The organism is Hydrogenophaga sp. (assembly GCF_041633695.1).
Taxonomy (GTDB): Bacteria; Pseudomonadota; Gammaproteobacteria; order Burkholderiales; family Burkholderiaceae_C; genus Hydrogenophaga.
Window position 1 is genome coordinate 1 of sequence record NZ_JBFJMY010000739.1, and the last position, 1209, is coordinate 1209.

1 protein-coding gene is annotated in these 1209 nt (G+C 59.7%); it reads right to left on the reverse strand.

The annotated features are described in order from the left end of the window. Positions 1 to 30: 30 nt before the first annotated feature. Positions 31 to 1209, reverse strand: a 1179-nt coding sequence (gene dnaA, locus ABYB95_RS23715; protein ID WP_372662900.1) for a chromosomal replication initiator protein DnaA, incomplete at its 5' end; no start/stop codon positions are given.

Sequence of the window (1209 nt, forward strand, 5' to 3'; positions counted from 1 at the left end):
GCATCCGGGGGCGCGGGGCGCCACACCGGTTCAGCCTTTCAGCGTCTGCTCCAGCACGTGCAATTGCTGGTTCAGCTCGGTGTTTTGCTGGCGTTCGGCGCTGATTTTGCGCACCGCGTGCAGCACCGTGGTGTGGTCCCGCCCGCCAAACAGCTCACCGATCTCGGGCAGACTCTTTTGCGTGAGTTCTTTGGCGATGAACATGGCTATCTGCCGCGGCCGCGCGATGCTGGCCGGGCGCTTCTTGGAATACATGTCCGCGACCTTGATCTTGTAATAGTCGGCCACGGTCTTTTGGATGTTTTCCACGCTGATCTGGCGGTTCTGGATCGACAACAGGTCGCGCAAAGCGTCGCGCGCCAGCTGGATCGAGATTTCTTTCTGGTTGAAGCGCGAATAGGCCAGGATTTTGCGCAGCGCGCCTTCGAGCTCGCGCACGTTGGAGCGCACGTTCTTGGCGACGAAGAACGCCACCTCCTCGGGCATGACCGCGTTTTCAACCGCCGCCTTGTTGATCAGAATCGCCACCCGCATTTCGAGTTCGGGTGGCTCGATGGCCACCGTCAGACCCGAATCGAAGCGCGAAACCAGGCGTTCGTGGATATCGGCCAGACCCTTGGGATAGGTGTCGCTGGTCATCACGATGTGCGATTTCTTCGCCAGCAGCGCCTCAAAGGCGTTGAAAAACTCTTCTTGCGTGCGTTCTTTGTTGGCGAAAAACTGCACGTCATCGATCAGCAGCAAGTCCAGCGAGTGGTAGCGCTCTTTGAATTCGTCGAAGGTTTTGCGCTGGTAGGACTTGACCACATCCGACACAAATTGCTCGGCGTGGATGTACAGCACTTTGGCCTGTGGACGGTCGGCCAGCAAATGGTTGCCAATGGCGTGCACCAAGTGGGTTTTGCCCAGACCCACGCCGCCGTAAATGAACAGCGGGTTGTAGAGCTGACCCAGGCTGCCGGCCACGTGCATGGCCGCGGCACGGGCCATGCGGTTGGCCGAGCCTTCGACCAGATTGGAAAAGGTGAGCGCCTGGTTGAGCCGGCTCTTGGGTCCACTGGGGCTGATCACTTCCACTGGTGCGATGTCGGGCAGTTCGGCCAACACCTGGTCTTGCACACTTCTGGATGCAGGCGACGTGCGGCTGGGGCCTTCACGAGGGGTGAGCGCTAACTCTAGCAATACGCCGCTGCCCTGGATGTCTTGCAA